25 protein-coding genes are annotated in these 24,055 nt (G+C 54.0%); 12 read left to right on the top strand and 13 right to left on the bottom strand.

Going from position 1 to position 24,055, the window contains the following annotated elements:
- Positions 1 to 55 precede the first annotated feature (55 nt).
- The gene (locus DPRO_RS11145; protein WP_232005560.1) at positions 56 to 727 is read left to right on the top strand and encodes a CBS domain-containing protein; all 672 of its coding nucleotides are present in this window, start codon (positions 56 to 58) and stop codon (positions 725 to 727) included.
- Positions 728 to 824: 97 nt separating this feature from the next.
- Here the strand turns inward: DPRO_RS11145 and DPRO_RS11140 are convergent, their stop codons facing one another.
- Together DPRO_RS11140 and DPRO_RS11135 are read right to left on the bottom strand one after the other, a co-directional pair.
- Positions 825 to 1,193, bottom strand: a complete 369-nt coding sequence (locus DPRO_RS11140; RefSeq protein ID WP_097012107.1) for a response regulator — start codon at positions 1,191 to 1,193, stop codon at positions 825 to 827.
- 32 nt (positions 1,194 to 1,225) lie between these two features.
- Positions 1,226 to 3,634 (bottom strand): ATP-binding protein, encoded by a 2,409-nt coding sequence (locus tag DPRO_RS11135; protein ID WP_097012106.1) that lies wholly within the window; start codon positions 3,632 to 3,634, stop codon positions 1,226 to 1,228.
- 164 nt (positions 3,635 to 3,798) lie between these two features.
- Between DPRO_RS11135 and DPRO_RS11130 the strand changes: the two genes are divergently transcribed.
- Positions 3,799 to 4,710, top strand: coding sequence for a radical SAM protein (locus tag DPRO_RS11130; RefSeq protein ID WP_232005559.1), 912 nt, complete (start codon positions 3,799 to 3,801; stop codon positions 4,708 to 4,710).
- An 11-nt stretch (positions 4,711 to 4,721) separates the two neighbouring features.
- Here the strand turns inward: DPRO_RS11130 and DPRO_RS11125 are convergent, their stop codons facing one another.
- Together DPRO_RS11125 and DPRO_RS11120 are read right to left on the bottom strand one after the other, a co-directional pair.
- A complete protein-coding gene (locus tag DPRO_RS11125) occupies positions 4,722 to 5,471 on the bottom strand; it encodes a DUF362 domain-containing protein (RefSeq protein ID WP_097012104.1) in 750 nt (249 codons plus the stop codon).
- Between the two features lie 2 nt (positions 5,472 to 5,473).
- Positions 5,474 to 6,334, bottom strand: a complete 861-nt coding sequence (locus DPRO_RS11120) for a PHP domain-containing protein (RefSeq protein WP_097012103.1) — start codon at positions 6,332 to 6,334, stop codon at positions 5,474 to 5,476.
- Positions 6,335 to 6,377: 43 nt separating this feature from the next.
- On the opposite strand from DPRO_RS11120, the gene DPRO_RS20030 reads away from it, so the two are divergent.
- The 7 genes from DPRO_RS20030 to DPRO_RS11085 all read left to right on the top strand — a co-directional run bounded on the left by DPRO_RS20030 (position 6,378) and on the right by DPRO_RS11085 (position 12,540).
- Positions 6,378 to 6,833: a response regulator gene (locus DPRO_RS20030; protein ID WP_162291176.1), complete on the top strand. Its 456-nt coding sequence runs from the start codon at positions 6,378 to 6,380 to the stop codon at positions 6,831 to 6,833.
- A gap of 56 nt (positions 6,834 to 6,889) precedes the next feature.
- On the top strand, positions 6,890 to 7,078 hold the full coding sequence (locus DPRO_RS11110) for a Trm112 family protein (protein WP_097012102.1): 189 nt from the start codon (positions 6,890 to 6,892) through the stop codon (positions 7,076 to 7,078).
- A gap of 136 nt (positions 7,079 to 7,214) precedes the next feature.
- A complete protein-coding gene (locus DPRO_RS11105; protein ID WP_097012101.1) occupies positions 7,215 to 7,628 on the top strand; it encodes an Hsp20/alpha crystallin family protein in 414 nt (137 codons plus the stop codon).
- 10 nt (positions 7,629 to 7,638) lie between these two features.
- The gene (locus DPRO_RS11100; protein ID WP_097012100.1) at positions 7,639 to 8,022 is read left to right on the top strand and encodes an Hsp20/alpha crystallin family protein; all 384 of its coding nucleotides are present in this window, start codon (positions 7,639 to 7,641) and stop codon (positions 8,020 to 8,022) included.
- A 490-nt stretch (positions 8,023 to 8,512) separates the two neighbouring features.
- Positions 8,513 to 8,740: a hypothetical protein gene (locus tag DPRO_RS11095; protein ID WP_097012099.1), complete on the top strand. Its 228-nt coding sequence runs from the start codon at positions 8,513 to 8,515 to the stop codon at positions 8,738 to 8,740.
- 24 nt (positions 8,741 to 8,764) lie between these two features.
- On the top strand, positions 8,765 to 11,800 hold the full coding sequence (gene fdnG / locus DPRO_RS11090; RefSeq protein WP_097012098.1) for a formate dehydrogenase-N subunit alpha: 3,036 nt from the start codon (positions 8,765 to 8,767) through the stop codon (positions 11,798 to 11,800).
- A gap of 14 nt (positions 11,801 to 11,814) precedes the next feature.
- Positions 11,815 to 12,540: a 4Fe-4S dicluster domain-containing protein gene (locus DPRO_RS11085; protein WP_097012097.1), complete on the top strand. Its 726-nt coding sequence runs from the start codon at positions 11,815 to 11,817 to the stop codon at positions 12,538 to 12,540.
- Between the two features lie 216 nt (positions 12,541 to 12,756).
- Here DPRO_RS11085 and DPRO_RS11080 read toward each other — a convergent pair whose 3' ends face one another.
- The 4 genes from DPRO_RS11080 to DPRO_RS11065 all read right to left on the bottom strand — a co-directional run bounded on the left by DPRO_RS11080 (position 12,757) and on the right by DPRO_RS11065 (position 15,728).
- Entirely contained in the window at positions 12,757 to 13,500 is a 744-nt protein-coding gene (locus DPRO_RS11080; protein ID WP_097012096.1) for an NAD-dependent deacylase, read from the bottom strand.
- 68 nt (positions 13,501 to 13,568) lie between these two features.
- Positions 13,569 to 14,801 (bottom strand): radical SAM family heme chaperone HemW, encoded by a 1,233-nt coding sequence (gene hemW / locus DPRO_RS11075; protein WP_097012095.1) that lies wholly within the window; start codon positions 14,799 to 14,801, stop codon positions 13,569 to 13,571.
- A gap of 2 nt (positions 14,802 to 14,803) precedes the next feature.
- The gene (locus tag DPRO_RS11070; protein WP_097012094.1) at positions 14,804 to 15,181 is read right to left on the bottom strand and encodes a hypothetical protein; all 378 of its coding nucleotides are present in this window, start codon (positions 15,179 to 15,181) and stop codon (positions 14,804 to 14,806) included.
- Between the two features lies 1 nt (position 15,182).
- Positions 15,183 to 15,728, bottom strand: coding sequence for an epoxyqueuosine reductase QueH (locus tag DPRO_RS11065; protein WP_097012093.1), 546 nt, complete (start codon positions 15,726 to 15,728; stop codon positions 15,183 to 15,185).
- Between the two features lie 402 nt (positions 15,729 to 16,130).
- Between DPRO_RS11065 and DPRO_RS11060 the strand changes: the two genes are divergently transcribed.
- Positions 16,131 to 17,018: a formate dehydrogenase accessory protein FdhE gene (locus DPRO_RS11060; protein WP_097012092.1), complete on the top strand. Its 888-nt coding sequence runs from the start codon at positions 16,131 to 16,133 to the stop codon at positions 17,016 to 17,018.
- 61 nt (positions 17,019 to 17,079) lie between these two features.
- Complete coding sequence (locus DPRO_RS11055; protein ID WP_407681408.1) at positions 17,080 to 17,961, top strand: transposase; 882 nt, start codon at positions 17,080 to 17,082, stop codon at positions 17,959 to 17,961.
- 83 nt (positions 17,962 to 18,044) lie between these two features.
- Here DPRO_RS11055 and DPRO_RS11050 read toward each other — a convergent pair whose 3' ends face one another.
- Both DPRO_RS11050 and fdhD read right to left on the bottom strand, forming a co-directional pair.
- Positions 18,045 to 19,271, bottom strand: a complete 1,227-nt coding sequence (locus DPRO_RS11050; RefSeq protein ID WP_097012090.1) for a molybdopterin molybdotransferase MoeA — start codon at positions 19,269 to 19,271, stop codon at positions 18,045 to 18,047.
- Positions 19,272 to 19,354: 83 nt separating this feature from the next.
- Positions 19,355 to 20,134: a formate dehydrogenase accessory sulfurtransferase FdhD gene (gene fdhD / locus DPRO_RS11045; protein ID WP_097013725.1), complete on the bottom strand. Its 780-nt coding sequence runs from the start codon at positions 20,132 to 20,134 to the stop codon at positions 19,355 to 19,357.
- Positions 20,135 to 20,260: 126 nt separating this feature from the next.
- Here fdhD and mobB point away from each other — a divergent pair, with 126 nt between their 5' ends.
- Complete coding sequence (gene mobB / locus DPRO_RS11040) at positions 20,261 to 20,794, top strand: molybdopterin-guanine dinucleotide biosynthesis protein B (RefSeq protein WP_097012089.1); 534 nt, start codon at positions 20,261 to 20,263, stop codon at positions 20,792 to 20,794.
- A gap of 14 nt (positions 20,795 to 20,808) precedes the next feature.
- Here the strand turns inward: mobB and DPRO_RS11035 are convergent, their stop codons facing one another.
- From DPRO_RS11035 to DPRO_RS11025, 3 genes are all read right to left on the bottom strand, one after another.
- Complete coding sequence (locus DPRO_RS11035; protein ID WP_097012088.1) at positions 20,809 to 21,789, bottom strand: hypothetical protein; 981 nt, start codon at positions 21,787 to 21,789, stop codon at positions 20,809 to 20,811.
- Positions 21,790 to 22,674 carry a 3-methyl-2-oxobutanoate hydroxymethyltransferase gene (panB, locus tag DPRO_RS11030; RefSeq protein WP_097012087.1) on the bottom strand — a complete coding sequence of 295 codons (885 nt, stop codon included), beginning with the start codon at positions 22,672 to 22,674 and terminating at the stop codon, positions 21,790 to 21,792.
- 111 nt (positions 22,675 to 22,785) lie between these two features.
- Complete coding sequence (locus DPRO_RS11025) at positions 22,786 to 24,039, bottom strand: diguanylate cyclase (protein WP_162291175.1); 1,254 nt, start codon at positions 24,037 to 24,039, stop codon at positions 22,786 to 22,788.
- Positions 24,040 to 24,055: the final 16 nt, after the last annotated feature.

The raw sequence follows: 24,055 nt of genomic DNA, 5'->3' as shown, positions 1-24,055 counted from the left end.
TTACAAGAGTTCAACGGGTTCCGGTTCAGGGGTCAGGCAACGATAAAGGCGGGGAATGATGCTGGTTCGAGATTGGATGACAGTCAATGTGTTATCGCTTGGGGTCAATTCGTCGATCATGGATGCGGCGGAAATTCTGCACGAGAAAAACATTCGACAATTCCCGGTCCTCGACAGCAGAGGACGGTTGGCAGGCATCATATCCGACCGTGACATTCGGGACGCCATGCCATCGAAATTCATCCCCGGCGATGCTGTTACACATACCGGAGGCGGGCTTTACACCCTCACTGCCGGCGATATCATGACGCTGGACCCTTACACCGTCAGTCCGGACACGGCCATCGACGAGGTCGCCGACCTGCTGGTTCGCCACAAGATAGGCGGACTGCCGGTCATTGAGGACGGCAAACTCGTAGGCATCATCACCCAGATTGACGTCCTGCGCTTTCTCTGCTCCGTTTCCGGCTCCACTCAGCCGGGTGCTCAGTTGGCATTCCGCCTCAACCCGGAAACATTCCCGCTCTCCGAACTGCTCTGCGACATCAAGGAAATGGGTCTGTCCATTTCCAGCGTTTTCGTGGCAAGCGACGGCGACCATCGGAACACCTATGTTCGACTGACAGGCATCGGTGAAAAATCCATGGAAACAATCGTGGATCAGCTCCAGCTCAAGTACACGATCCTGTTCTACGTCAACGAAGGCATAACAGTCGACGTTCGCTAGCTTTATCTATCAGGCGGATAGACTATCTCAATAAAAAAGGAAGAGAAAAAACCGTATTGGTTTTCGCTCTTCCTCACACAATTCGATTTTCAGCCGTTTATTCAGCCAATGCCTTTTTGACTGTTTCGACCAGCTTGCGCGTGTCAATCGGCTTGGTGAACGTATCCACCACATCAAAGACCTTGGCCAATTCCACGATTGCTTCAGGGTTAAACGCCTCTCCACCGGAAATGGCGATGAATTTATGGGGCTTTTCCGATTTGATAAGCTCGCCCATCACCTGCAGTCCGCCCTTTTTCGGCAGAAAGATATCAATAATCGAGAGGTCCACTTCCTTGTCCTGAAACAGGCGAATGGCTTCTTCGCCATCAGCCGCCTCAACCACATCGAACCCCTCGGCTTCGAGCACTGATTTAATCAGCTCCCGAATCATCGGTGCGTCATCTACGACCATTATAGTTTTCATCTTTCGCTCCTTGGAAAGTTGCTCAACTTCATTTACTGCGTGTCAGTACGAATAAACGTTAACGCGCTTTCAACCTCTGATTCAAGTGTTTTCAACTCTTTCGAAGCAGACACACCATCCCGCTGGCGACAAAAGAACTCCATCTGTTCGGCAACCGCTCCGCATCGAGAAGCGCCTACGGTTCTCGAGGAGCCTTTAATGGAGTGCGCCATGCGCTGTGCGTCCTCCCAGTGCATATCATTGATATTATTTCGTAAATCTTCAAGCTCTCCGGGAACATCGCGAATAAAAATCTCGTCCATTCGGGTCAGCAGGTCCTTACGACCACCCAGCATATCGAGAGCAGTCTGACGATCAAAGGTTTCCGAAGCAACCTCTTTTTTTGCCGCAACAGCACGCTTCTTCTGTTTAACCTCACGGCCCAGAACTACCCGTGCCAGTGTCGAATAAAACTCATCGATCTTGATAGGCTTTGCAATGTAATCCGTCATGCCTGCTTCCAGGAAGCGCTCCCTGTCTCCCATCAGTGCGTGTGCCGTCAGCGCCACAATGGGGATATCGGGGCTGAGCACGCCAGAGTTGGGTGTTCGGATGGCGCGAGTCGCAGACACGCCATCCATGACCGGCATCTGCACGTCCATGAGGACCACGTCAAAATGTTCCGTTTTCAAGGCCTCCAGTGCCAATGCACCATTTTCAACCTTGACGCATTGGTGTCCCTGCTCTTCGAGCAGCGTTGACGCCAACTGCCGGTTGAGTTCATTGTCATCGGCCAGCAGGACCTTGAGCTTGGGCATGGTAATGGATTGATCAACCCGCCGCGCCCGTTCCTCGGCCTGCAGCTTGCTTGCGTCGCCCACGGCCAAGGTGGCAGTAAAGGAAAAGGTACTTCCCTCTCCTTCCACGCTGCTCAAATGCAATCTGCCATCCATCAGCTCGACCAACAGGGTGCAAATGGCCAGCCCCAACCCGGTTCCACCATGCTTGCGGGTGATGGAGTCATCAGCCTGCAGGAAAGATTTGAACACATCTTCCTGCTTGTCTTCAGGAATGCCAATCCCCGTATCCGTGACGGAAAATTCCAGAACGACACGATCGCCCGGATTAGCCATTTCCTCGCTGCTCAGCAGCGCAACAGAAACGTCCACTCCGCCCTTTTCCGTGAATTTGACGGCGTTTGACAGCAGATTGATCAAAACCTGCTTGAGGCGAGAGGGATCTCCCTGCAACACCTCGGGAACGTTTGGCTCCACTTTGTAGGACAGGTCCAACCCCTTTTCCATGACCGTCATGCTGTGAATATCGAGGGCGGCCTCCAGGACGCTCCGCAAATCGAAATCAATAGTCTCAAGTGTCAGCTTGCGTGCTTCGATTTTGGAAAAATCAAGGATGTCGTTAATGACGGACAACAAGGTATGCCCTGCTTCCTTGACGCGTTTCAGGTAGTGATTTTTCTTGTCTGCTTCTTCCGTAAGCAGGGAGAGTTCAGCCATGCCGAGCACGGCATTGAGTGGTGTTCGTATCTCGTGGCTCATATTCGCCAGAAACGCGGACTTGGCTCGTGTGGCGGAGTCCGCCTTCTTCATGGCCGAAACCAACCGCATGGATTTCTGGGTCAGTTCCGTATTGGCCTTCTCCAGTTCCTTGGTGCGCTGGCGAACCCGGTCTTCCAATTTGTCGTGAGCCCGTTTGAGTTCATCCTCTGCACGCTTACGCGCCGTGATGTCGATACCAAGGACCATGATCATCCGCTCACCCGCGGAATCCGTCATCGGACTGCATTGGAGGTGAAAGGTACGCCCCTTGTTGTCGGTCCAGTCCCACTCAACCGCACGATCTGTCTCCATTGCCTCCATGGGAGGACAGCCGTCACATGCATCCTCACAACAATGGAGGGCCTCGGCACAGATTTTCCCTTTGGGGCTACCTAAATACTTGCGAAAATATCGATTGGCGTACCGAATACTCTTGTCCGGGTACAGGTGGTAAACAATACCCGGCAGGGATTCCATAAAGAAAATCTGTCGCTGCTGCTCGCGACGCAGTCCTTCATCGGTCCGGCGCAGTTCGGTCTTATCGAGGGTGGAGATGGTCAGGCGCCCGACTTCACCCCAGGGATTGGAGACAGGCACAATTGAATGGAACAGCGACTTGCCCAGCACTTCCTCTTCAAAATTGACCTTTTTGACGGAATCTATAGCCTCCTGAACCTTTTCTCGCCGAATTTCAGCCGTTTCAGGAGGGAGCAAATCATAGATGTTGCACTGCTCAAGATCCCGACCTTTCTCCAGGTCAAACTGTTTGGCGGCCATATCATTGGCGGCCAGCACATAACCGCTGACATCCATGACGTAAGCGGACTCCACTGCCGAATCAAGCAGGGCGCGAGAGGTTTCATCCAGGGAAACATACGATGTTGGTTTGGCGGGTATTTTCTTCATTCCCTATCGATCGTCATAGGTTACACAGGCGCGAAATTAAATGAGTCCTGTAAATACTGGTTTTCATAATGATATGAAAAGATATGGAATCGTCGCCAGTTGGTCAAATGATACATCGAAAACAGGTATGCTTCGCTATTATTATTTATGATTGTCACCAAATCATGATGGTTTTCAAGCGGCACGGACGGTGCTATCAACCACCCATGGATCATCAGGGAACCATCATCCGCCCACCCAGTGAGGCCAATTCCATTCTGCTGCAGGTGACTCTCGGCTGTTCGCACAACAAGTGCGATTTCTGCGGAGCCTACATGAACAAGCGGTTTGCCATCAAGGACAGCGAAACCATTCGCAAGGACCTCGCCTTTGCCGCAACACACTGCAAAAATCAGCGACGGCTCTTTCTCATGGATGGCGATGCGTTGATCATCCCCCATAACCGCCTCCTTTCGATCCTTGCGGACATCCGAACCATGCTTCCCTGGATCAATAGAATCGGCACCTATGCCAGCGCCAAAAGTTTGAGGCTCAAAAGCGACGAGGAATTGCAGGAACTCAAGGAAACCGGAATTGATATCGTCTACATGGGGTTGGAATCCGGTGATGATGTGATCCTCAAGGCGATGCACAAGAACGGCAACGCCCAGTCCATTGTTGAACAAGGACAACGGGCACGACGTGCCGGTTTCAAACTCAATGTCACCGTGATCAACGGATTGGGGGGCGTGGAGCGATCCATGGAGCACGCGCAGGCCACAGCCAGGGCATTATCAGCCATGGACCCCGAACAGATCGGCGCCCTTTCCCTCATGCTCATTCCCGGCACACCGCTCCATGAGCGTGCAGAACGCGGGGATTTCGAGTTGCCCGATGCATACGGAATACTGCGCGAGATTCGAGAGTTGCTGGCGGGGCTGGAATTGTCACGCGGCCTGTTTCTGGCCAATCACGCATCCAACTATCTGCCCATGAAGGTCCGCCTTCCCTCGGGCAAAGCCAAGGCATTGGCAGAGATAGATGCAGCACTGGATGGCGAGCGGGCCTTGAAGCCGGAAGGACATCGCCGCTTGTAGGCTCGGTAGTTTTACCGCAGGTACCCGACGTCCTGCCAGTTCATTCCCAACAGTTCGCACCCCATTCTATCAATAGCCAAGGCATCGCTTCCGGCAAGAATTTTCCCTATGGGCGGACAGCACTCGGCACCGCCCAAATGGTACTGGGACAACCCGACAGTTGCATCCATGATCGTGAAATCCGGCATGATGTACTGGCACAAATCCTTGATGGACCGATGCATCCGTCCATGAAATGCCGATTTTTTCCAACCGCCACGCTGGTAGTGGCTGGGCGGTGGAAAGCCCATCATGTTTTTGAGGGCACCGGTCATTTCGGCGAGTGAGTGCGCCTTCAGTACCGGCAGAGAGACTATGCAATGAGTGAACGCGACTTCGGGCAGCCACATTTCGGGGAAGATCGAGCATGTCGGATTCTCTTGATGGACCAGAGGCGCATGGTTGAGATCGAGCAGTTTAACACCATATTTTTCCGAAAGACAGTCATAGCCGAGCCGGACAAATATTTCTTCGGTCTCCAGCTCCATGGCTCCACACCCTTCGGCGATCACCATGGCTACTGACGTGTGCTCGCGGATCGCTTCGATGACCGCAGCCACAAAATCCGGGTGCGTTGTCACCGGAAATGGTGACGCATTAACCAGATTGGGCTTGAGAAGGATAGGCCGATCTCCGGCCACAGCTTCAGGGCCTGATGCCGAAAGAAACGCCTCGCGAACCGATTCACCATACTGCTGACAGGAGACAGCCACGCACGACATCACTACACCGGCAAGCCCATCTCACGTCGACGCGCTTTCATTTTTTCCAACAACTCACTCGGGACATGCAATTTTCCCCGTCCTTTCCCAAGGGCTATATGCGGCTTGTTCGTGCCATGGAAATCCGAGCCTCCGCTGATGAGGAGATCATGCTTTTCCGCAAGCTCTTTGTAGCGTTTTACTTCAACATCGGAATGTTCAGAGTAATACACTTCCATCCCATCAAGGCCCATTGCCTTGAGTTTACCCAGCAACTCGTCCACATCCTGTGGCTTCATGTTCAAGGCGAACGGATGAGCAAGAATTGATGTGGCTCCAATTTCATTGAGGATATCAAGGGCCTGCTTCGGCTTGAGTTTACGCTTGGGAACATAGGCGCGACCATAATCGCCAATCCAGACACGGAAGGCTTCCTTGACGTCAGAAACCACACCGAGCGAAACAAGCTCCTGAGCAAAATGGGGCCTGCCAATCGTGCCTTCGGCTCGCGCCGCCACCGCTTCATAGGTGATACTGATGCCCTGCTGGCGCAGCTTCTCCACGATCTCGTGGTTTCGGTTTTTTCGCCCTTCGATAACCCATTCAAAAGCATCATTGAGTGCCTTTGCATCCTGTGGAACCCAGAGGGCCACCATGTGCAGCCATCCGATACCATCTTCGAGTTCAAGGCTCAGCTCGCAACCGGGAATGACTTCAACGCCGAACATCCGGCCCGCAGCCTGCGCTTCATCCAGACCAGAAAGCGTGTCGTGGTCCGTAACCGCAATGGCTTCCAGCCCGACCTCGCTGGCAAGTTTTACCAGTTCAGTGGGCGAACAAGTGCCATCGGATGCCGTTGTATGTGTATGTAAATCTATGCTCATGTCGTTTTCCCGATTGGTTGCATGTCATTTTTTTGATAAGATTATGCTACATGGTACATTGAAGGACTTGTGTACCAACACACACAGGCAAGGTAAAGGGACCGTGAATGTTGTGAACTGTTCCATTCTCATAGTTGATGACAGCGAGGATTTTCTGAACCTGCTGCTCACGTACCTTGATGACACCGGGTGTACAGTTGCTGTGGCCCGAGATGGCGAAGACGCTGTGGATCTTTGTGAACGCAAGCGATTCGACCTGATCATCATGGACATCATCATGCCTTTGATGGACGGCGTGGACGCCATACGAGCCATACGTCGGATGGAAGCGCAGACACGGCGATCTCCCACCCCCATACTCGCCATTTCCGGCGAAGGTTCCCTCCAGACCGGAGTGGACTCCATGGACGCGGGGGCGACACGGATGCTGGTCAAGCCGATCACCGGCCAGGACCTTCAGTCCACGGTGATGGAAATGATGGGAAAAACGACTCGCTGAACCAGTTGCCACCGGCGGCGACTGCGTGTACTTTGCGGCCAGTTCAAGGAGGAACCATGACGTTGAACAAAGAACTCATTGCCATACTCGCCTGCCCCAAATGCAAAGGCACCCTGACCCTGAAACCAGCGCAGGACGGATTGGCCTGCAATGCCTGCAAGGTTGTCTACCCGATCAAGGAAGACATCCCCATCATGCTGGTGGATCAAGCCATCCCCATGGATAAATGGACCGGCTCAAAATAATTTTGAGATCATACCCGGACTTTTCAGCTCCGCATCCGAAAAACGGGTGCGGAGCATTTTTTTCCACACCCCCCTCTTGACGATCGCAAAACCGTACCTAACTTGTCACTTACCAAGCAACAAGGAGGTCCGACCCATGGTTATCGATTTCAATACGCTGTATAATTTCCCATCCCGGTTTGACCGGATGTTTGAGGAGTTTTTCAAATCGCCATCTGGAGATTATCGACGGCTGGCATACCCTCCGCTCAATTTGAGCAATGACGAGGAAGCCATTTATGTTCGCGCCGAAGTGCCCGGAGTCGAGCTTGAAGACATGGAACTCACCCTCACGGACAAGACACTGGTTCTCAAGGGAGAGCGTGCCGCGCCCCAGGGAAAATACTACCGACAGGAACGCGGAAGCGGAGTTTTCCACAGGGTTGTCAACATAGGCGTCCCAGTGGACCGTGACAAGGTAACTGCTGTCATGACCGATGGTGTGCTGACCGTTACTCTGCCCAAGGCAGAAGAAGTCAAGCCCCGCTCCATCAGCATCAACGTCGCTTAGGAGGAATCCCATGAGTGAGATCGTCAAGAAAGAGAATGCGGTCGCCAAGGAAAAAGCGAACCTTCCCCGCTACCGTCCGGCAACGGATATCCTGGAACGGGAAGACGGATTCTACATTTATATAGACCTGCCCGGCGTGAAGCGCGAGAATATGGTCATTGATCTGCAGGATGATGAACTGACCATCTCCGGCAAGACCAGCCTGTCACTGGGCGAAGGTGAACACTTTGTCGAAATGCAGTTTGGCGATTGCGAATATGTCCGTTCCATTTCCATAACGGACATCATCAACCGCGAAGGGATCAAGGCCAACCTCGACAACGGTGTACTTGAACTGCACCTGCCCAAGGTTGAAAAGACACAACCCAAGCGCATCTCGATCACGCAGAACTAGCTGATACGCCACCCCCCTTAACTCCATATACCCCGGTTTCGACCGGGGTATTTTTTTTCGCCCCCTGCAATTTCTTCGATCTGACAGAGGCTCTATATATTGTGCTGAAGCGAAGCATCTAGCTCGCGAGCAGTTATAATCTTATGTATTGATTGCGATAAAAACGCCTCTCCCCTTCACCGTGTTTCCGACACCCTTTTGCCAGCCAACCACACCAAAGCCGGCCCTTTCACCGGATTACTGAACAATTTCAGATGCATCCTTTTTGGTGCTCTGCCTTTATCCTGTTCAACATTAGTTGGTGTCAAACCATCGTAAAGAAATCAAATTATGCCAATTTTGACACAAAACTACCATCTATAATTCAATCGGTTACAAAAAACATATAACTTATGGGCTGTGTGAAAACTCATAGAAGACCATAGCCATTGCTGAACTTTATCAAAGAATCCATAAGAGAATCATAGAACCAATAGGAGAAGGAACGCAAATGCGCACAAACAACAACCTTAAATCGGCTGCACAAACGCCATCCACCATCCCGTTTGCCGGGCTGGGGATGTCCATGAAGGCAGTCCGGACCGCAGCACAAGCCATGACGGCGCTGTTCAACAGCATCGTCCATGAGCCTGTTTGCAAGCCTGTGCCGGATACTGTCACGCAGCCAAGCGGTTATTCTCTGCTCGTGACGCTGGGTCGCGAGATTCGCGGACGCTGATCCGCACAAACTACTGGAGGTCGAATGCATACCAATCGAAGAAACTTCCTCAAGCTCTCCGCCACCGCCGCAGTTGCTACGGCATTTGGCGGGCTCGGGCTGGGGTGCACCGCTGCATCGCAAGGCCAAATGCAGGATCGCATTGCCGCCCTGTCGCCGAAATGGAGCAAACAGACCACGACTGTCTGTTGTTACTGTGCAGTGGGTTGCGGGCTCGTAGTCAACACTTCCCTGAAAACCATGAAGGCCATCAACGTTGAAGGTGACCCTGATCACCCCGTCAACGAAGGCGCTCTCTGCGCCAAGGGTTCTTCCATCTGGCAACTCAACGACAATGATCGTCGGCCGGATTCCGTCCTTTACCGTGCTCCCTACTCAAAAGAATTCAAGAAAGTCTCCCTGGCATGGGCCCTCGAAAAGATCGCCCACAATGTCAAGAAGACCCGCGATGAAGGTTTTACCTACAAGAATGCGAAGGGTCAGGTCGTCAACCGTGTCGACAACATCGCATCATTAGGTTCTGCCGCTCTCGACAACGAGGAGTGCTGGGCTTACCAGACAATGCTCCGCAGCCTCGGCCTGGTGTATATTGAGCATCAGGCGCGTATTTGACACAGCGCAACTGTTGCGGCTCTGGCAGAGTCGTTCGGACGCGGCGCGATGACCAATCACTGGATCGATCTCCAGAACTCTGATTGCATTCTTATAATGGGCAGTAACGCTGCCGAAAACCATCCCATCTCCTTCAAATGGGTGACCCGGGCGCAGGAAAAGGGCGCAACCCTGATCCACGTCGATCCTCGTTACACCAGGACCTCGGCCAAAGCCGACGTTTGGGCAGGCATCCGTTCCGGTGCCGATATCGCCGTCCTCGGTGGCATGATCAAGTACATTCTGGACAACGACCTTGCTTTCAAGGAATACGTGGTCCATTACACCAACGCTTCCTTTATCGTTGGCGACGATTACAAATTCGACGACGGTATCTTCGTCGGTTACGACCCCAAAACAAAGACATACGACAAGTCCAAGTGGGCCTTTGCCATGGATGCCGACGGCAATCCCAAGAAAGACCCCACCCTCCAGGATCCGCAGTGTGTTTATCAGCTGCTCAAAAAGCACTATGAACGCTACAACCTGGACGACGTTTCATCCATGTCCGGTATGAGCAAGGATGAGTTGGTTCACCTGTACGAAACCTTCACGGCCACCGGACGTCCGGACAAGGCCGGTACCATCATGTACGCCATGGGTTGGACCCAGCACACCGTTGGCGTACAGAACATCCGCAGCATGGCCATGATCCAGCTGCTCCTCGGCAACATCGGTATAGCCGGTGGTGGCGTCAACGCCCTTCGCGGTGAATCCAACGTTCAGGGTTCCACCGACCACTGTCTGCTGTACCACATCATCCCCGGTTACCTGCAGACGCCAAAAGCGGCTCAGCCAACCCTGGACGATTACAACAAGGCATACACCCCGGTATCCAATGATCCCAAGTCAGCAAACTGGTGGCAGAACTATCCCAAGTACTCCGCCTCATTGCTCAAGGCCATGTGGATGGACGATGATCCTGCGGATGCCTACCAGTATCTGCCTCGACTCGATTCCGGTGCTGCCAGCGAATACTCCTGGCTGACCCTGTTCGACAAAATGGCGAAGGGCCAGTTCAAGGGCCTCTTCTCCTGGGGTATGAACCCGGCCTGTTCCGGCGCCAACTCCAACAAGACTCGTAAAGCATTGACCAAGCTCGACTGGCTGGTGAATGTCAACATCTTCCCCAATGAAACCGGTTGGTTCTGGGAAGGTCCTGACATGAACCCGGAAGACATCAAGACAGAAGTCTTCTTCCTGCCCTGCGCGGTCTCCATCGAGAAGGAAGGTTCCGTCACCAACTCCGGTCGCTGGATGCAGTGGCGCTACAAAGGTCCGGACTCTCCCAACGGCCAAAAGCCCGACGGCGACCTCATGTATGAACTGATGCATGAGATCCAGGCCCTGTACAAGAAGGAAGGCGGCGCCTATCCCGAACCGATCACCCGACTGTCCTGGGACAGCATTGCCACCAACGGCGTGTTCGATCCGCACAAGGTAGCCAAGCTGATCAACGGTCACTTCACCCGTGATGTTGAGATCAAGGGCAAGAAGTTCAAGAAGGGCCAGCAGGTCCCGAGCTTCGCGTTCCTCCAGGACGACGGTTCCACCTGTTCCGGTAACTGGCTGTACTGCCACTCCTACACGGACAAGGGCAACATGGCCGCTCGTCGCGACCTGTCCCAGACCGTGGAACAGGCAAAGATCGGTCTCTACCCGAACTTCTCCTGGTGTTGGCCCGTCAACCGCCGGATTCTCTACAACAGAGCTTCCGTCGATCTGCAGGGCAACCCCTGGAACCCGGAAAAGCCCGTTATTCAATGGACCGGCCCCGAAACCAAGTGGGTGGGCGACGTTCCTGATGGCGGCTGGGCTCCCGGCACCAAGTACGCCTTCATCATGCGCAAGCATGGTCACGGTCAGCTGTATGGCCCCGGTCGAGCCGACGGCCCGCTGCCCGAATACTACGAGCCGCTGGAATGTCCGGTTAAATCGCATCCCTTCTCCAGCACCCTGCACAACCCCACTGCCATCTCCTACGATGCAGAAGAGAAGGCCGTTTGTGATCCCAAGTACCCGCTGGTCGGTACTACCTACCGCGTCACCGAGCACTGGCAGACCGGTGTCATGACACGTAACCAGAGCTGGCTCCTTGAAACCGAGCCCCAGGTCTTCGTGGAAATGAGCCCGCAACTGGCGGAACTTCGCGGCATTGAAAATGGTGAAAAGGTCATGGTCGACTCCATCCGCGGTTCCATCTGGGCCGTGGCAATCGTCACCAAGCGCCTGAAGCCGTTCCAAATCCAAGGCACCGAAGTTCATCAGGTTGGCCTTCCATGGCACTTCGGCTGGACATGGCCCAAGGATGGCGGCGATTCTGCCAACATTCTGACCCCGTCCGTCGGTGATCCGAACACCGGCATCCCTGAAACCAAGGCCTTCATGGTCAACGTCCGCAAGGCGTAAAGGAGGAATGACACATGAGTAAGACATTCTTCGTCGATCTGACCAAGTGTACGGCCTGCCGTGGTTGCCAGATTGCCTGTAAACAATGGAAAAAACTGCCTGCCGAAGAGACCGTCAACCGGGGTTCCCACCAGAATCCCCCGGATCTGTCCGGCAAGACCATCCGTCTGGTTCGCATGAACGAGGTGGAAACGGATAACGGCCTGCAATGGCTGTTCTTCCCCGAACAGTGCCGCCACTGTGTCGAGCCTCCGTGCCTCGACGCCATGGAAGTACCTGGATCCATCATTCACGATCCGGAAACCGGCGCAGTCGTGTACACCGAAGTAACGGCCCAGGAGCCGGACCCGGATGGAGTCCGGTTCACCTGCCCCTACGACATTCCTCGCTATGACGAGGAGACCGGTCGCGTCGTGAAATGCGACATGTGCAATGATCGCGTTAAGGCCGGAATGAGGCCTGCCTGCGTCACCTCCTGCCCCACCGGCACCATGAACTTCGGCGATCGCGATGAAATGATCGCATTGGCTGAAGAACGTCTGGGCAAAGCCCAGGAGAAGTGGCCCGATGCAGAACTCGTCGACATGGACGAAGTCCGCGTCATCTATCTGGTACAGACTGACCCCTCAAGCTACTACGAAATGCTCTCCGCTGACGCCTCAGGCATCCAGCGCGGGCCGTTGTCCAGGAAGCAGTTCCTGGCCAAGCTCGCCAGCCCGATAAAGCGCATGCGCGGCTAGTACAAACGCAACACACCCGGTGCGGGGCAATCGCTCCGCACCGGGCACTTCAGCTCCGATCTTCTCATTCGATAGAACACCTCCGTACGCTTACCGCCCGGACCTGGCGGCCTATGTGCTATGGAGTCTCTACCTTGGCCCCGGTAATTGCTATTACGCCGGGGCCTTTTTGTGTGCAAAAAGTGATGGTATTTTGATTGGATAAAAAGGATGTTCTTACCCGAGCACGGCACGAACCAGTTCCGGCAGCCGCACGCCCGCTTTGCCTTGCAGGTAATAATCGCTCAACGTGTAGCTGTAATCGGAATCATGCAAATTGATCTCAATAACTGTCCCGCCCCGATTCTTCACAATGTACGGGATTCTGCCAGCAGGCATGACCTGCCCGCCGGTGCCGACCACAAGACAGACGTCCGCCTGTTTTGCGAGGTCGGTGGCGGCCCTGTGTACGTCCGTGGGGATACCTTCACCGAAAAAGATGAAATCAGGTTTGAGCAACCCGCCGCAGGCTGGGCATGGCGGAGGGAGTCGCTCCAATGATATCGCGTTTGCATCGAAGAAAATGCGGCAGGACATGCACTGCATGCGCCGGATGGACCCGTGATATTCATGGACGGTTGCACTTCCCGCGGCCTGATGCAGGGAATCGATGTTCTGTGTCACCACGCCAGCCAGTTTGCCTGCTGCTTCCAGTTCCGCCAGTGCATAGTGTGCGGCATTGGGTTCGGCGTCATCCAGCAGATCATAGAACACCTTTTTGAGCAGCGGCCAAACCTCTTTGGGATGGCGCTTGAAATATGCTTTCTCGAACTTGCCGGGATCATATTTCGACCACACCCCTCCCGGGCCGCGAAAAGGCGGAATTCCTGATTCAACGGATATCCCGGCTCCGGTGAAGCTCATGGTACATCGGGATTGACGGATGGCCTGTGCAGCATTTTCCAAAGCGTGATTTGACATACTGTGTCGTACCAGAAAATCGGCTGGAAGCAAAAAGAGGCGTTGTGTTTAGAGAGAAGGAGCGAAAGCTAGTCGTCAAATGCCAACCGGCGAATGATGACATTGGATACGAGCATGCCATTCTTGGTCAGGCGTAGATATCCGTGGCTGATACGGATGAGATTCTCCCGGTGCAGGGCAGAGATGAGCTGATTCTGGCGCTTGACGAGGTCGTACCCGGCCCGTTCCTTGAAATCCTTGAGGTTCAGTCCCTTGGACGTGCGCAGAGCAAGCATGACGGTTTCCTTGAGCAGGTCGTCATCGGTGAGGTTCTCATAGTCATCCCCCACAAATCCGCCGCGCACGTATGCGTCGTATTCATCCATATAGCGCGGGTTGTGAAAACGCCGACGCCCTATGGTCGAAACCGCCGACGGGCCGAGTCCGAGGTAGTCGGAGCCGTTCCAGTATCCGGCATTATGTCTGGACATGAACCCCATACGGGCAAAATTGGAGACTTCATAATGCATGTACCCCTCGGCTTCGAGGAATTCTGCACCGTAAATGAACATTCGCCCCTGCTCCCGTTCGGTAGGAAGCGGGAAGTCGCCACCGGGACCACACATCTTGTGCATCACCGTGTTCTCTTCAAGGGTCAAATTGTAGGATGAGATATGCTCGGGGCGCATGCTGGTCACAGCAGTAAGGTGGTCTATCCACGTCTTGAGGCGCTGCCCCGGCAATCCCCATATCAGGTCAAGTCCGATATTGCCGAATCCGGCTTGACGGGCGGCATCGTAGGAGGCGTGGGTCATAGCCGCAGAGTGCGGCCTGCCCATAAGTTGTAAATCCGTATCGCTCAGACTCTGCATGCCCAGCGACAGCCGATTGAAGCCCATGGAAATCAAGGCCCGAAAATAGCTGACATCCTGCGCCGAGTCGGGGTTGGCCTCCAGGGTGACTTCCATGCCCGAGGTCAGGGTGAACGCCTTGTCCAACCCTTTCATGATCATGTCCATCTGCTGAAGCGGGACAAGGCTTGGCGTACCGCCGCCAAAATAGATCGTTGCCAGGCGCGGCTTTTTGAGCCGCTTTCCCCACAGTGCTATCTCCTGCAGTAACAGCTTGTGGTACCAGGCAAAAGTTATCTGATCGAACTGTTGGGAGTGAAAATTACAGTAGTGACAGCGAGACTGGCAAAAAGGCACATGGATATACAGCAGCAAGCCTTTTTCGTCACCTTGCGCCCCGCGCGGCGTCGAAGATTCAAATCCCGGAAACGCTGCCTTGACCGGAACGCCTTCGCCGTAGATCTTTCCCATGACTAGTCCCGTACGTGCCGTTCACGATGAATGAGCAGCGCTCCCCAGGTCAGATAGATGCCTACCAGCGTCTTGATGATCAGCATGGCAAGACTCTCGTCCATACCGTGACGCAGGGTCATGAATCCTTCGTAAATAAATTCGGTTCCGGTCACGATCAGCAGCAGGATGGTGCACCAGGTGGCCAGCAGATAGCGCTTGTGAGTGAACCACGCCAGCAAGGGGAAAATCACCACGGACAGTAGTTTGATCCAGGTATTCTCTCCTGTCGGGCCAAAATCACTGAGCAAAGTCGAGACAACCGTGGTAAATACAAACACCGATAGCACGGTTTCCCGACGCATCAGCGCTGCCAGCATGCTATTACGCTCAACCTTCATATTACTTCCTCAACTCGCGTTGATACCGCTCGTTTTCGCTATACAGACAGCCGCAGTACTGCTGCCGATATATATCCCACTCTTTGGATGTTTCGATCCCTTCCTGCCACCCTTCCCTGAAGTCGTGGTACAGAAACTTCGTTTTGGCCGATTCCAGGTCGCGCCCCAACGAAGCGATGTCCTCGTGCTTTTGATATTTTGAATACAACAACGTGGTGGTAAAGAAATCAAAATTCCCTTTCCTGGCTATCTGTGCCGTACGCTCCAGCCGACTGGCATAACAGTGAAAACACCGATTGGTTTCCCGATGAGCCACTGCACGGAACCACTCCTGTGGCTTGTACTCGTCATCCTTGAGGATAATCTTGATGCCGAGCTTTTCCGCCACGGCCAGACAGCCGTCCCGCCGTTTGACGTACTCGGTCAGGGGATGGATATTCGGATTATAAAACAATCCGGTCACTTCATAACCATCATCAAGCAGCGTCTTGAGTGTGGTGATGGAGCATGGACCGCAACATATATGTAATAACAATCGTTTGTTCATGGTCTGTCCTTCCGGTTGTCCAGAAGAGTAAGTGTGAGCATCTTGCCCTGATTTGTAAAGTATAAGTCGGAAACAGCCTGCGTCCATGGACCGAAGATATATCTTGTTCGTTTGCAACTCTATCAGGCAGAAAACGGTTTAAATCAGATATATTTATCGATTTTCCCCATGGATTAATAAATTTCAGATAAATATGCTTCTTTTTGAAGCAACTGTATTTCCTACCTATTCATGACACATTATGCCGAATAAGGCATATTTTGGCGTTATAAATTGTGCAACATTTCAAGACATTGTACGGTTTTTGTGTCAAACCTTGAGCAGGTGTCAAGCCTTTGGCAAGATAGGAACAACCCCCATAGGGTTTTTACACGTCAGGATAATACAAAGGGGAACCCGACCATGGAATTCAATATTGAACAGGCCGAGCGTCAACTTGATTTAAAACTATCGCAACTTCGATCAAAATCATACATTTCAGAAGAACTCATCGATCTGCTCGACAAGGTGGCTCACCTTCAGTTGGAAGCACGCGTCGATTCCGAGGTGACCATTCCGCAAGATCAGGACATGGCATCACCTGAAGAGATCATACAGGGTGTATCTCTGGTGGCTCGGGAAGAGTTTCCATTTGATGCCAAACAGGCTGAAACCCTTTTGGGTAAGCTCATTGAGTTGCTCAAGGAATCCGGCGGCCCCATGGGCGAAGCTGGCGAAGCCGTTCAGCAGGCACTGGATAGTGGCGATCTGACCGCCCAGGACCTGTTCCGTAAATTCCTGGATGATGACACTACCTTTTTCGGATCATGGGCCGAACGCACGCCGGACGCTCCCAAGGCGGTCGCGTTTCTCGCCCTCGCGTCTCTGAGCCCGTCCATTGAGACCGCCGCCCAGATTCTGGCGGGCAAGCTTCCCGAGACCGGCGTTCACGCTGTTGGGACGTGTCCCATCTGCGGCAGCCTGCCGCTGATCTCCTCGCTCAAGGAGAAAGAAGGCTTCCGTCATGCCACTTGCTCGTTCTGTCGCCATGAATACCGCATCAAGCGCATTGCCTGCCCTGTTTGCGGCGAAGAGGAACAGAAGAAACTGACCTTCTTCACCGTGGACGAAGAGCCCGGTTTCCGTGTCGATGTCTGTGAATCCTGCAAAACCTACATCAAGACCATCGACTTCAGGGACTTGGATCGCATTGCGGTTCCGGTTCTGGACGATCTCGATTCGCTGGCACTGGATTATGTTGCCGCAGGTCAGGGGTACAGACGAGCAACATTGTCTGCCTGGGGTTTTTAAAACGGGAGGGCGTATGACCGCCACCACAGCAATGGGCATGAAGATGCACGTAGTTCCTCCAATGATCATACCGGAGATTCCCGAAGGATTTGCCGCTCTCACCAAAGATGACGGCAAAGCCAGGGAATACCTGTTGTCACAGACATGGCCGACAGGCGATCCCTTCTGCCCGCGCTGCGGACACCGTAAAGTGTACTCGCTGTCCGGCGATCGGCTCCGCTGCGCCAGTTGCAAATATACGTTTCAGCCCTTCTCCGGCCGCTGGATCAACAATGGCGCCCTCTCTCCTTCCGAGTGGCTGCGCCTGATCACGCTGTTCGTCGAGGAGTGTTCCGTCCACCAGATGAAGCAGGAGCTGAACCTTTCCTACAACACCGTGTACAAAGCGCTGACGGCCATTCGTTTCGCCATCCTCGCCCATGCCATCGATGCGCGCCAGCTCATCAGCGCGGCCACCGGACTGGACTCCTACCTCAAGGGCAATCGACTCACCGGCGGCCCGCGTGAAATGCGCATGGACACCATCCCCGTGTACGGCATCCTGCGTCGTGACGACCTGGTGTTCATCGATCTGGTGCCAGGATTCCAGGCGGAGACACTCTTTCATTTCCACATGAACTTCCACCTGAAGCTGATCCGCACCGGCAATCTTGTGTACACCGACAGGTACAAGGATTACGACGCGCTCATCTTCTGCGGCAATGATTCCCTGCCCTACGAGGTTATCAGGCGCTATGACGAACCACCGCACATCGATGCGGTCAATGACGAATTCTGGGATTTCGCGCAGACGAGAATCAAACGATTCCGCGGCATATCCTGTCAGCGATTCCCGCTCTATCTCAAGGAGTTGGAGTTCCGGTTTAACAACCGGGAAAAATCCATAGCCGAGATCATCACCGCGTACTTGTGCGCGTTGGTACCTGTTCAGGAATCGGCATAAAAGACGTTGCGGTCCCTCCCACAAAAAAACGGGGCGCTTCCAAATGAAGCGCCCCGTTTTTTTGTGATCATAATCCAACCAGATCAGGCGAACACCGGTGAGATGATCTCCACCTGACCACCAGGGAGTATGGAATCGCCCCCGGAAAGGACCGCGACCCCCTTGGCTCGACCTATTGCCAGCATGGGCGGCACTTCCTTGCCGACATAAGGTACGGCAATCAATGATCCCTCCTTGAAATACAAACCGCAGGTCACAAGCCACTCCCCCCCGGGACGGGCAGAGATACCTTTTTCCAGTCGAGCCGTGACTGGCTGCTCTTCAGGGAATCCGCGCAAGTGGCGCAGAAACGGCAGGATAACAGCGTGGTAGCAGGCAAAAACTGCAGCGGGCGGCCCCGGCAGACAAAAGAGCATGGTCTTTCCCCGATGCGCGGCAAACATGTTGCGCCCGGGCCGGATATCCAATCGGTCAAACACTGTCTTGAATCCGGCCTCCAAGGCGCATGATCGAGCAAAATCCCGCTCGCTACGACCGGTTCCGCCGGTGGTGATGACCACTTCGGGCAGATCAGGATCAGAGAGAACATTGGTTAGACGCGCCTTGTTGTCCGGCAACACACCGGATTGAACAACTTCACAACCCGAACGGCCGAGCAGACCGGTGGTCAGTACGATATTATCCGCCGGGAATCGACCGCCATCGCAATCCTCCTCGCCGCAGCAACAAGGATCGGACAACTCACTGCCCAAAGCGATTATTCGCACATGCGGGGTGGTGTGAACCTGTATGGAATTGATGCGGGTACGCATCATGACGGCAGCAGCCTGGGGCGTTATTTCTTCCCCAGCATGGGCAATGACGTCCCCCTTTGCAATCTCACCCCCGGCCTTGCGGATAAACCAGCCCAAGCGAACCGGGGCGCTCACCCGGATGGAGTCGTCTGTAACCTCTACATCCTCTTCAGCCAGGACAGCATCAGCGCCGGGAGGGACCATGCCGCCTGTCAGAACACGGGCGCATTCGCCCTGCTTAACGGGCTGCACATCCACGGCCTCGGCGCGTATTGTCTGGGTCACTTTAAGAGAAATCGGGTTCAGGGGTTTTGCATCCTGAAGGTCCTGCGAACGGACACCAAACCCGTCACGAACAGAGCAAGCCTGCTCCGGCACATCACAATGGGCAACAACATCCTGCGCCGCCACGCGACCTACAGCCTCATGTGGAGAAACAAGCACCGCTTCCTGGGGCCGGGCTGATTGGAGGAGGCGTCGGTGGGCTCGACGGCGGGAAACGGTGCTTTCTGTCATGATAATTCCTTATTTGCAGGAGAATTCTGGCGTATTGCGGACTCCTTATTGAACTACCTGAATCAGCGATGCTTTTGAAGGGGCTAAAAACCGATAATCCGCCCCTTGTCATTATACACCCAGAAGCTGTCTTTCTTTACATTGCCCACCAGCGTGATGCCGGTCTTGCGGGCAAGTTCCACCGAAAAGCTGGTGGCAACCGCTGTCGACACGAGTATCGGCACCCCGATCCGAACCACTTTCAGCAGTATTTCGGAGGCGATGCGTCCTGTGGAGACAATCATCTTGTCTTCAACGGATACATTGTCGAGAAAGCACTGGCCGCAAATCATGTCGATGGCGTTGTGCCTGCCGATATCCTCCCGGAACAGCAGCATCTCGTCAGGGGTGCACAAGGAAGAATTATGGCAACCGCGGGTGGCATTGTAGAGAGTCGAGCGCAAATGCAGTTCATTGGCTAATGTCAATATCTGCTCAGGAGTGACACGTATGTCACCGCCAAGGCGTCGCTTCGATATGGTGGTCACGTTGCGGCCAAAGTTGGTACCTTTACCACAACCTGAGGTGATGGACCGTTCCATGATTCGACCCTCCCACGGATCGTGACAGGTCTCCACTTCAGCCACCAGCCGGTCGCCCTCGTCGCGCACGGTCAGGTCGGTGACCTGATCCGGGCTGGACAAAAATGCATCGGATTTCAAGAAGCCAATAGCTAAATATTCTGGATATTTGGCCGTACACAGCAGCGTAACAACCTCTTTACCATTCAGAATAATGGTCAGGGGCACTTCCCGAATGGACTGTATGCCGGTCTTGAAAAATCCGTTTTTATATTCGTGAACTTCGTAGTCAAAAGACTCCATGAAACCTCCCCCCGCAAACCGCGTCGCGAGCATGGCGTTTTTCGTTCTCCTGATCTATACTTGAGATAAATAACCTGATGCAACGAACACTCATTTACTCCAGTTTTCACACTGAAGAGGTCCATCATGATCCCACCAATCATCTGCATCGTCGGCAAGAAGAAATCCGGCAAGACCACATTCATTGAAAAGCTGCTCCCTGAACTCAGGGAGCTGGGTATCTCGGTCGGGACCATAAAGCATGATGCCCACGCATTCGAGATGGACAGGGAAGGCAAGGACTCCTGGCGTCACCGTCAGGCCGGAGCCCAGACCGTGACTGTCTCATCGCCCACGCAACTGGCCGTGATAAAGACCGTTGACAAGGAGTTGACCCTGCCCCAGATTGCCGAACAGTTCTTCAAGGACCGACAATTGATCATAACCGAAGGGTATTTCCGATCGGATCAGCCGAAAATCGAAGTACACCGGTCAGACGCCCACGAGCGTCCCTTGTGTGAAAGAGGCAATGAAGACGAAAAGCAACTCATCGCCATGGTCAGTGATGTTGGGGTGAACACAGGCAAGCCGACCTTTGGCCTTGATGAAGCCAAACAGGTTGCGGCGCACATCGCCCGACAGCATCTGGGCTGGGTGCAAAACGGTATGTGGGGCGCGTAGCAGCGCTCCTTCTGCTATTGCATGAAGTACATGTAGATGCCGTAGGCCACACCGACCACGGCAACGCTTGTGGCACGCAGCAACTGGTTGTGCACGATCAGCCGCAGGGCCATGCGGGGCTTGAAGATACCGGCATAATACGGAAACTGATGACGAAACGCCCTGACGGGTGAAGAGATCAGGTTGCCTATCATAAGCGCCATCACCACCTGCATCTCGGTCAGGCTTGATTCCGCAATGAGTGCGCTGGCCACAGCCAGACCGGCCGTGAACTCTGCTGCCATGTGGAAAGCGACGATACTGAGCGCTTCGGGCGGAAGGAATGAGAACAACCCGACCTGACCAGCCATCAAATCCTGCAACCAGCTAAAGAGGCCGAATTCCTTCAGGAAGAAGAACAACGTGTAAATTGGCGTTGTTATGTATAAAATTTTCGGCAGACGCTTTCTGAAGCGCTTCATGGTCTTCTTCAGCGCCGACGACTTGTCCACCTTCTCTTCCATTTCATCCAACCGACACGGGATGCACCCTTCTTCAAGGGGCGGTAGCAGGAAGCGACCACTCAGCGTGATCGTCAGTGTCCGCAGCAGGGCGGCTGTAGCGGTCAATCCGACGTACACCGCCGCTGTTCCACCGATGAAAGGAGCCGCGATAAAAAAGATCGTGGGCAGATGCAGGAAATATGTGGGCAGCGCGTTGAACAGGTTGGAGAGAATAAGCTCCCGATCAGAGATATCCCCCCGCTCGTGGGCCTCGGCCAGCATGGTATTGGCCGTGATCCCGGAAAAGAAGGCCATGGCAAAGGCGGCTGCCGAGATATCCTTGAGCCGCGCACGTCGAGCCAGGGGCTCCGCCAGCTTCGCGGCATATCGCGTCCACTGCAAAGACTCGATCAGATTACCGATGAACAGACCAATACTGATAAAAAACGTCAGGCGTATGAGCGGCCAGAAAAGCCCGTTCCAAAGAACGGGCCAGGACAAATCGAATTCCATTTACTTCTTCTTTTTGATCTTTATTTTACGGACCTGCTCAGCCATTTCGTCGGACAGGTAAAAAGTATTCTTATCACCGGGGAAGCGGGTACTGCGAACGTCTTTGCCGTACATTTCAAGAGCCTGAACAGCTTCCTTTCCATGCTGAACATACGTACGCACGAATTTGGGCGTGAACCGATCAAACAGTCCCAGCACATCATGATACACCAGAATCTGGCCATCGGTGACATTTCCTGCCCCGATGCCGATGGTCGGGATATCCACGGCCTTGGTGATCAACTCGGCTACTTCAACAGGGATGGCTTCCAGCACCACGCAGAACGCTCCGGCCGCTTCCACGGCGCGAGCATCTTCCACAAGCGCCTTGGCTGCCTCAAGGGTCTTGCCCTGCGCCTTGAACCCGCCAAAACGGGCAACATGCTGCGGGGTCAATCCGATATGCGCCATGACAGGAATACCGGCGGCTACGAGTGCTTCGATCTGCGGAACAACGTTCTCGCCGCCCTCCAGCTTGACCGCCTTGGCGCGTCCTTCGCTGAGAAAGCGTCCGCCATTCTCAAGGGCCATCTCCACGGTGGAGTACGACATGAACGGCATGTCAGCCACCAGCAGTGCCCGCTTGACGCCACGGCTTGTGGCTCGAACATGGTGGATCATCTCGTCCATGGTCACGGACAACGTGTCTTCATGCCCGAGAACGACCATGCCCAGAGAGTCCCCAACCAGAACGAGATCCATGCCTGCGGCGTCTGCAATCATGCCTGACGAATAGTCATAGGCTGTCATGCAACAAATCTTCTCGCCGTCTTTACGGCTTTGGATGTCAGGGGCCGTCACGGGTGCCTCATTGCCTTGCGGGGGAGTGGTATTTGTGGTGCTCATGGCCGGACAGTATGAATGGTACGTCTTCTCGTCAAGTGGATTGCCGGAAAAAGGCCGTATGGAGCGACATTTGGTTAAAAGGTGTCCCGTCCTCTCGGCATAGTGCACAATCTATTCGGCAATCACCCTGTTTCGGCCTTCTGACTTGGCTGAATACAACCGGGTATCCGCTCGCCTGATCATGGCATCCAGACCATCCTGCCTTGAACTGACCCCGATGGATATGGTCACCCGAAGTTCCGCCCCCTTATAGAGCGCTGGTGTCCGCTCGATGCGCTCACGGAGCGGCTCGAACAACTCACTGGCGTTCGCCCCGCTTTCATGCCGGACAAGTACGCAAAACTCTTCGCCCCCAAAGCGGCTGATTATGGAGTTTTCGCCAAAATGCTCTTTGAACAGGTGCGAAAGAAGTTTCAAAACAGCATCACCACCATCATGACCAAAGCTGTCGTTGACGCTCTTGAAAAAGTCCACATCCATCATCGCAAGAGAACAGGCTACGCCTTCGCTTTGACAGGACTCGATAAACCCGGGAGCGTTTTCAAAGAAATACCGTCGATTACGCAATCCGGTCAGAGGATCTCGATACGACAATTCTCGTATGGTTTCGATGTGTTGCAGCATCTCTATGGATTTATTCACCCGGCAGATAAACTCCTCCACCAAAAACGGCTTGCTGACATAGTCGTCAGCGCCGGACTTGAGGAGCTGAGCGGAGAGCAGAGGGTCGCCGCTCGCCGACATACCGATGATACCCAGTTCATCCCGTGAATGATTCTGACGCACGGCACGAATCAACTCGAAGCCGTCCATGACGGGCATGTCATAGTCCGTGACCACAAGCTTGATATCGGGATTGGCCTCCAGCAGTTCAAGAGCCTTCTGCCCGTTCTCGGCCTCAAAAACCTGAAACAGCTGGGACTGGAGCATTCTTCTCACTGCTTCCCGCGTGGTGGATGAGTCTTCGACCACTGCGACTTTGATGTGCCGATTGCTGATGGCCCGACTGATGGAGTCCAGCATGACCTCCATGGAGTTGCCGGAATCCTTGAGTATATAATCAAGCAGGTTCCAGGAAAGAAAGCGATTGCGCATGGTATCATCAATACCACTGGTAAAAACAATGGCAGGGAGCCCCATTTTACAAGCGTATTCTATTGCTTCTCCGTTTGGCGCATCCGGTAGATTGGCATCGAGCAGGGCAAGGAGGTACTCATCCTTACGGGTATCGATAATGGAGCACGCTTCACTGTAGGTGGACACCCAATCCACAGCCAGCCCAAGCCCATCCTGTATTTGTTGTGTCAGCAACGAGGCAAAGAATCGGCTGTCCTCCACCACGAGGATTTTTGCTGATTCGCTCATATCTGTCCCCTCTACT

The organism is Pseudodesulfovibrio profundus (assembly GCF_900217235.1).
GTDB lineage: Bacteria > Desulfobacterota > Desulfovibrionia > Desulfovibrionales > Desulfovibrionaceae > Pseudodesulfovibrio > Pseudodesulfovibrio profundus.
This window is presented reverse-complemented; position numbering and strand designations above follow the sequence as displayed.